Annotated in this window: 5 protein-coding genes and 1 pseudogene; 3 read left to right on the top strand and 3 right to left on the bottom strand. The window is 68.2% G+C overall.

The genetic code is table 11. The features are described from left to right. Nucleotides 1-321 (top strand): annotated as a pseudogene (locus tag VFG33_RS33300) (Cmx/CmrA family chloramphenicol efflux MFS transporter); the annotation flags it as partial. A 34-nt stretch (nucleotides 322-355) separates the two neighbouring features. Here VFG33_RS33300 and VFG33_RS33295 read toward each other — a convergent pair. Then, nucleotides 356-1,771, bottom strand: a complete 1,416-nt coding sequence (locus tag VFG33_RS33295) for an APC family permease (protein WP_325056977.1) — start codon at nucleotides 1,769-1,771, stop codon at nucleotides 356-358. A gap of 108 nt (nucleotides 1,772-1,879) precedes the next feature. Then, a complete protein-coding gene (locus tag VFG33_RS33290) occupies nucleotides 1,880-5,143 on the bottom strand; it encodes a S8 family serine peptidase (protein WP_325056976.1) in 3,264 nt (1,087 codons plus the stop codon). Between the two features lie 87 nt (nucleotides 5,144-5,230). On the opposite strand from VFG33_RS33290, the gene VFG33_RS33285 reads away from it, so the two are divergent. Further along, nucleotides 5,231-6,178: a LuxR C-terminal-related transcriptional regulator gene (locus tag VFG33_RS33285; protein WP_325056975.1), complete on the top strand. Its 948-nt coding sequence runs from the start codon at nucleotides 5,231-5,233 to the stop codon at nucleotides 6,176-6,178. On the opposite strand, the gene VFG33_RS33280 is transcribed toward VFG33_RS33285, so the two are convergent. Continuing rightward, on the bottom strand, nucleotides 6,175-6,804 hold the full coding sequence (locus tag VFG33_RS33280) for an HNH endonuclease family protein (RefSeq protein WP_325056974.1): 630 nt from the start codon (nucleotides 6,802-6,804) through the stop codon (nucleotides 6,175-6,177). The two genes, VFG33_RS33285 and VFG33_RS33280, sit on opposite strands and share 4 nt — an antisense overlap. 196 nt (nucleotides 6,805-7,000) lie before the next feature. On the opposite strand from VFG33_RS33280, the gene VFG33_RS33275 reads away from it, so the two are divergent. Then, a partial coding sequence (locus VFG33_RS33275; protein ID WP_524538163.1) for an acetamidase/formamidase family protein occupies nucleotides 7,001-7,933 on the top strand: 933 nt, incomplete at its 3' end.

Here is a 7,933-nt window from a genome sequence, read left to right as displayed (position 1 = left end):
TTCGCGGTGTTCCTGCTGGGCGGGTTCGGGTTCGCCACCAACCCGGCGCTGAACGCCCGGGTGTTCAGCCTGGCGGAGCGGGCGCCGACGCTGGCGACCGCGATCAACTTCTCCTCGTTCAACGTCGGCATCACCGTCGGCCCCTGGCTCGGTGGTCTCGCGATCGACGCCGGTACCGGCTACCCGGCGCTCGGCTGGATCGCGGTCGCCCTCGGACTCGTTGCCCTGAGCACCGTCATCCTCGCCGCCCTCCTCCCGATCCGCCCACCTCGAGCCTCGGTCGAACCGATCACCCCGATCCCGACGTGGCGCAGGCCCTGATCGGGGGGCGATCAGGGCCTGCGGCTTGGTGGGGCTAGTTGACCGGACCGCTGGGATCCAGGTGCGAGGGGTCGAAGTCGGACTTGCGCTTGAAGACGTACTTGTTCAGCAGCCAGGTGATCGCCCAGAGCCCGACGCCGACCACCATCAGCCAGCCGGCGATCTCGTAGTCGTTCGAGGCGCGGCCCGACAACGGGCTGGCCAGGTAGACACAGAGGATCACGCCCAGCACCGGCAGCGCGGTCGGCGCGTGGAAGTGCTTGTGCTCCACCTTGTCCCGCCGCAGCACGAGCACCGCGACGTTGACGATCGCGAACACGCAGAGCAGCAGGAATGCCGTCGTGCCACCGAGCGCGGTCAGATCGGCGTACCCGATCAGGAAGAACGCGAGGATGGTGGTGAAGAGGATCGCGACCCACGGCGTCCGGCGCTTGTGCAGGACGCGCCCCAGCGGACCCGGCAGCACCTTCTCGTGCGACATACCGTAGAGCAGGCGGCTCGCCATCAGCATGTTGATCAGCGCCGAGTTGGCGACCGCGAACATCGTGATCCAGGCGAAGAGCTGCAACGGGAAGTCGGGTGCGCCGGCCTCGACCACCTTCAGCAGTGGCGTAGCGCCCTTGTTCAGCTCCTCCGGCGACACCAGGGTGACGGCGGAGATGGCGACCAGGACGTAGATGATGCCGGTGGCGGTCAGCCCGATCAGCATGATCTTGGGGAAGATCTTGACCGGGTCCTTGGTCTCCTCGGCCATGTTCACCGAGTCCTCGAAGCCGACCATCGCGAAGAACGCCAGCGCCGTCGCGGCGGTGACCGCGCCGAACGCGTTGTCGCCCTCCGGCACGTTGAACTCCGTCAGCCGGCCCGGATCGCCGTCGCCGCTGCCGAGCGCCCAGGCGCCGATCGCGATCACGATCAGCAGACCGGTCAGCTCGATCAGGGTCAGCACCACGTTCGCCTTGACGCTCTCGCCGACGCCGCGAAGGTTGACCAAGGCAATCAACGCCATGAACGACAGCGAGGTGATCATCAGCACCGAGCCGCGGTCCGGGTCGATCTTCAGCGCCGAGAAGAAGTTCGCCGCGAACGCCTTCGAGGCGCTGGAGGCCGAGGTGAGACCCGAGCACATCACCGCGAAGGTGAGCAGGAAGGTGAGGAAGTGGATGCCGAAGGCCTTGTGCGTATAGACCGCCGCGCCGCCGGCCTTCGGGTACTTCGTCACCAGTTCGAGATAACTCGTTGCCGTCAGCATCGCCACGATGAAGGCGCACAGGAACGGCAGCCAGACAGCCCCGCCGACCTCGCCCGCGACCTTGCCTGTCAGTGCGTAGACGCCGGTGCCGAGGATGTCCCCGACCACGAACAGCAGCAGCAATCCGGGCCCCATCACCCGCTTCAGTTCGGGGCGGTCCTCGGCGGTCGTCGCCACCGGGCTTGCGGTCTCGCTCATCCTGCCTCCTGGGATCTACGGCCTGCGGTCGATCACAGCCAGGGGTGCACCTTTTCTCATCCTCCCACCGGATCGCAGTATGCGCGCCCTGGACACGCGTGCGGCCGCTCAGCGGGTCGGGATCGCCGCGATCACGGTCTGATCGATGGTGCCACCCGCCGCGTCGGTTGCGACAGCCCTTAGCGACAAGGACTTCCCAGGCAGCACGGCCCACGGCGGGATCACCGCCGTGTAGGCACCACCAGCCGGTACTACGAACGCCGGTGTCCACCGCCTCCCGCCATCGGTCGAGTACGACAGTTTCGCTCCGGTCACTCGGGCTGCCTTCGAGCCGACCTGATGCCCTACCAGGAGGCCGATCCGCAGTGGCCGCCAGGCCGTGGCGCGTCCCAGTCCGTCGACGTCGGCGTCATACCCGATGGACAGCAGCGGCGGGATGAGTTGGCCCTGCTGGGTCGGATCCGGCGGCGGCGCGGAGGTGAAGTTCCAGGTGGTGTGCGCACTGCCCGACCGGGGGAACACCGCCGGCGCGATCGACCAGCTCTGCTCGAGCCGGAACTTCCCGCTCTCCTCCGGGAGTGGGAAATAGCCGGAGCTGTCGGTGAGCTCGCCGACCAGAGCGCCGTTGCGGTACAGCGCGACCTTGTGATCCCCAGGGAAGTACACCGACCTGCCGGCGTGGAAGGCGTCGGCCACGCCGACCTCGACGAACATGTAGTCGGGCGCGTGATAGGCGGCGAAGATGTCCGGATGCAAGGCCGCGCCGAACGGCCGTTGCACCCGGGCACCCGTCTTGAGGGGCAGGATCTGCCGGTCGCACAGCGGCGTCGTCGCGTCGGCCGTGAGGGTCAGGCATTGGCCCCATCCGGAGGCCGGATCGGCCGTGAGCAGCTCGACCTGCTGCGACGGCACCGCGACGTCGCGCCGGGTCACCCAACCGACGCCGGTGACCGTGGTCGCCCACTGCCGCTGAACCTGCTGGGTCCCCGCACCGGTGAGGCTGCCGAATGAGTTCTCGACCCGCGCCATCTTCGCCAGGTCGCGCCGGGTCAGGTGCGGCGACAGCGGCAGGGAGAAACGATCCTTGGCGAACAACAGTTCATAGGCCGTCGGCTCCCCCTTCCGCACCGCCCCGACCGGTTCGAGTCGCCACCGGTTCGTGGTCTCGAACGAACCACCACCGGCGACCTTCGCGGTCGGCTGGACGAACACTGTCCCGGCAGCGATCTGCTCGGGCTCGAACCACCAGAAGTCGCTCAATCCGCGGGTCGCACTGTTCCGGGAGATGCCCAGGACGGACTCCACCACCTTGGTCTTCTGCCCCTCGACCGTGGGCGCGCGCAGTACCTGAGCCTTGCGGGCATCGATCACGTACGACGTATCGCGGGTGAACGGGAGTTCCGCGGTACCGGCCAGGGCGAAGGTCTCTGGTCGAGAACCGGCCGCGGGAGTCACCACGGCCGAGGTGATGACGAGCTGCCCGGGTTCGAGGCGAACCCGGGCCGTCCCGTTCTCGTCCAGATGGAGGGTCGACGAATTGCCGGTGGCGTAGTTGAACACCGACGCCGTGCCACCCGCGTACGGCGTACCGGTGCGGTCGAGAACCTTCACCGAGAGGTCATAGCGCTCGGCTTCGTCATAGGCGCCCAAGGCGAGACGGAGGTTGTCCCCGAAGGCGACGGTCCCCTGCCAGAGGCCGTCGGTCAGCTGCGCGGGATCGATCGTGATCTTGGTGGAGGCTGTGCCTCCGGCCGGGATGGTCAGCGTGGCCGGCGAGGCGACTACCGCGGTCGCGGGGGCAGGCACGTCCGTCGAGCTGGTTTCCTGATCGGTCACCGGAACAGTGATCGGGGTGGAACCACTGTTCGTCAGGGTGACGACCTGGCTGCGCGCGGCCTTGTCCGGGTAGCGCAGATAGGCGAAGTCGAGCGACGAGACGTCGCTGGTGAGCGTGCTGGAGGTAGCGCGAGCGAGGTCGAGGCGGCCGTTGCCTGACGCCCAGTTGGTCCACGACTTGGTGGAGTCCGCGGCCGTCGTGAGGTCGGCTTTGAGCTGCTTCCACGTGTGGGACGGATGCTGCTGGAGCATCAGAGCGGCCGCGCCGGTAACGATCGGCGCGGCCTGCGAGGTACCGGACATGCCGACGTAGAGGTCGCCGTCACGGGCCCCCGCGCGGGCGCCGAGGATGTCGATGCCGGGGGCGGTCAGGTCCGGCTTGAGCCGGTAGGTTCCGCGGGTCGGGCCTTCGCTGGAGAAGACGGCCTGCTTGTCGTTGCCGTTGACCGCGCCGACCGTCAGGGCGGACGCGGCGACGCCCGGACTGCCGATCGTGCCCGGATCCTCGCCGAGGTTGCCGTTGTTCCCGGCGGACGCGACGAACAGCGTGCCGGTCTCGGCGGTCAAGCGCTCGAGGGCCTCAGCGACTGGGTCGTCGCCGTCGGATGGTGCAGAGCTCAGGCTCAGGTTGACCAGGTCTGCACCCTGCGCGGCAGCCCACTCCATGCCCGCGATGACCCACGACTCCTGGCCGTACCCGTCGGCTGCCAGGACCTTGCCGGAGATCAGTTCAGCCGCCGGGGCGACACCCTGGCGAGCTCCGTCCGAGCCCGCGCCGCTGCCGACGATCAGGGAGGACACGTGGGTGCCGTGACCGTTGTCGTCGGCCGCACTCGCGCTGCCGGTGAAGTCCGACTCGGCGGAGACCTTGCCGGTCAGGGCGGGATGACCGGCGTCGACACCGGTGTCCAGTACCGCGACCTTCACGCCGCGGCCGTCGAGCCCCTTCGCCCAGGCAGTCGGTGCCTTGATCTGGTTCAGGTACTGGTCAGGGATTGCTGCAGTCGTGTCAGCTACGGCTGCCTTGAGGCGGCGGTCGAGCCAGACCTTTCCGGTACTGCGAAGGGATGCGAGCCGGCTGGTGAAGCCGGGGGCCTGCTGCTTGGCGAGTGTGCCGGCCGTTGCGCCGAGGCTCGGGATCTCCCGGCCCTGGAAGTCGGGAACACCGCGGGTTATCACCGGCAGATCCGCTCGGTGCGCGTCGTCGTACCCCATCTCGACCAGACCGGTCACATCGAAGAGCGCCGGGTCGAGCACGTCCGGGACCAGCTTCTCCACCTGCTGGGGAATCACCGTCACCCGGCCGGCGTCCCGGCGTACGGAGAAGGCCCGTCCTTGCTCGTGCGGCTCGATCTGGACGAAAGGCCGGCCGGTGGCGTCGGGTGCGCCAAGGAGGACCCGGTCGCCGGTGATCAGAGTCACGGCGACCGGGTCACCCTTCGGCGCCACGGCTGCCGCAGCTGCTGGAACCGGCGACCACACCGAGGGGAGGAGCAGCGCGGTGGACAGCAGCAGAGACAACCGGGAGAGGGACACCACCCAGTGGTATCGAACCCGGGATGGTCCATGCTACGAGATAGCGTGTCGCATGCCGGACTTGTCCAGATCTTGCCAGGAGTGTGTGTGCTCGAATCCGTTGGAGTCTCGGCCGCGGAGGAAGCTGCCTACCGGGGTGTGCTCGCCAACCCGGGATGCTGTCTTCTCGACCTGGCCAGGCGGCTCGACCGCGACGTCGACGAGCTGGGTGTCGCGGTCGACCGTCTCGAGGAACTAGGCCTGCTCACCAGTACTGCGGACGACCCGCCGCGCTTGTTGCCCACGCGCCCCGATGTGGCCGTCGACGCGCTGGTCGCGGTACGGCGCGCCGAGCTGGACCGGGTTCGTGCGGAGGCGCGGGTGCTGTTGACCGAGCTACGGGCGCAGGAGCAGCACCGCCCGGAGAACCTGGTCGAGGTGATCGTCGGGCAGGAGGCGATCGCGGCCCGGTTCGCGCAGTTGCTGAACGGGACGAAGGACCAGCTCCTGGTGCTGGACCGGCCGCCCTACGCGGCGCCGGCCGAGAGCTCGGACACCCAGGTGCGCGGGCTGCTGAGCGAAGGCGTGGCCGTGCGGGGCATCTACTCCCCCGATTCGCTGGGTTTGCCGGGCGGTGTCGACGAGGCCTACAGCGCGGCGGACGCCGGTGAGTCTTCGCGGGTCCACCCGCAGGTGCCGATGAAGCTGGCCGTGTTCGACCGGACGGCCGCGTTGCTGCCGTTGTCGGTGGACCAGCTGGTCGACAGCGCGCTGGTGGTGTACCCGTGCGCCCTGCTCGATGCGCTGGTCGAGATGTTCCTGCTGCTCTGGGACCAGGCCGTCCCAGTGGTGCCGGTCCGGATGGATCCGCTCGACGCACGGCTGATGACGCTGCTGGCGGCCGGCTTCAAGGACGACGCGATCGCCCGGCAGCTGACGCTGAGCAGCCGGACCGTCGGCCGCCGGGTCGCCGAGCTGATGGAAAGCCTCGGCGCCCGCACCCGGTTCCAGGCCGGCATCCACGCTCAACGCCGCCGCCTGCTGGAAGACAGCTAGCAGGCCGCGAGCATCGAGTTGAGGGCGGTCTTCTCGGTGGACTGCAGGGAGAGGTTGTAGGTGTATTTCACCCAGATCCACTCGCGGGCGTAGATGCAGTGCACCGAGGTGTTCGTCGGCTTCCAGGAGGCCGGGTCCCGGTCGCCCTTGGAGCGGTTGCTCGAGGCCGAGACCGCGATCAGCTGGGCGATGGTCAGGTTGTTCGCGAACTCTTCCCGCTTGGCGGTGGTCCAGGTGTTCGCGCCGGACTTCCACGCTTCCGCCAACGGCACGATGTGGTCGATGTCGATCGTGGAGTCATCGGTCACCCAGATGGCGTCGTACACGCTGTACCACTGGCCGCCGGTCGGCTCGCAGTTGCTGTCGACGGTCACACCGGTGCCGTCCCGCTTGAGGACCTGATCCCGGGTGTCGCAGGTGCCGGACACGGTGTGCCAGTGCGGGAAGAGATCCCGGCTGTAACCGCTGGTCGTACCTTCCGCCTTCACGGTTAGCGAGTTCAGTTGCGTCAGCGCAGTACTGGCTGACGGCGGCGTGGGCGGATACGCCAGGGCCGGCGTGGCGCCCAGAACCCAGGCGGTCAGCAACGCGGCGAGAGTGACGGAAACGGTGAGCAGGCGACGCATTTTGAGGCCTCCGAGGGTGGGGCGATTCCCTGTGACAACTCACCGAGAAGCCTTACCGGTCCAGCGAACCGGAAACCCACCCCGCGATGAAAGCTGTGTGAACGCCTGACACGTAACCGCAGCGAAACCGAGGTGCCTGCCGCGGAAACATCTCATCTGTAGACCTTGCTAGGACAAATCCAGTGAGGAGTTGACGATGAACGACCGGGTGACCCAGGTGCGGGACGCGTTGCGTAAAGGACTCGGCAGACGGGAGTTCCTCCGCGCCACCGCCGCAGTAAGCGCAGCAGGAGTCGCGGCGACGAATGCTGCCACCACCGCCCACGCGGCGCCGGCCACCGCCCCTGGTGAAATCCTCCAGCCGGGGCGCGGGCCGATTCACGGCCGGCACTACCTGCCGTCGGAGCCGGACGGGGTGCGCTGGGGTTATCTGCCATCGCTCAGCAGCAAGCCGGTCCTGACCATCCGCTCCGGCGAGACGGTCACCGTCGACACGGTCTCGCACGAGGGCATCCTCGAGGACCAGGGCCGCGACCCCGTGAGTTGGTTCGCCAGCCACGGCGTACGGCGTTCGCAGGTACTGGACGACGCTGTGCAGATCGCGAAGGAGTACGACCGCACTGCCCGCTCCTTCGATGTGGACGGCCCGCATGTCGTGACCGGGCCGATCTTCGTCCGGAACGCGAAACCTGGTGACGTGCTCAAGGTGGAGATGCTCTCGATGCTGCCGCGGGTCCCGTACGGCGTGGTCTCGAGCCGCCACGGCAAGGGGGCTCTCCCTCAGCTCACGGGCGGCGTCGCGCCTGCCGGAATCACTGTGGACGAGATCATGCCGCCGGTCGCCACCGACGGCCGGGCCACGGGCGACCCGACGAAGTACGGCAATGTCTCCGTGTTCACCCCGGTCCGAAAGGGTCATGGTGTGATGCCTCGCGGCCGGCGCGGCGAGGTGACCTTCCCGCTCAACCCGTTCATGGGATTGATGGGGGTCGCGTTCGCGGCCTCGTCCGAGCTGACAGCGCCGGCGCTCAACTCCATCCCGCCGACGCTCGGTGGCGGCAACATCGACATCAACCTGCTCGGCGTGAAGTCCACCTTCTACCTGCCGGTGTTCGCGGACGGTGCGCTG

Origin of the sequence: Kribbella sp. (assembly GCF_035687465.1) — a bacterium.
Classification (GTDB): Bacteria; Actinomycetota; Actinomycetes; order Propionibacteriales; family Kribbellaceae; genus Kribbella.
This window is presented reverse-complemented; position numbering and strand designations above follow the sequence as displayed.

Coding starts and splice junctions, on each gene's coding strand:
- VFG33_RS33295 (WP_325056977.1), bottom strand. CDS start 1,771: ATGAGCGAGACCGCAAGCCCGGTGGCGACGACCGCCGAGGACCGCCCC.
- VFG33_RS33280 (WP_325056974.1), bottom strand. CDS start 6,804: ATGCGTCGCCTGCTCACCGTTTCCGTCACTCTCGCCGCGTTGCTGACC.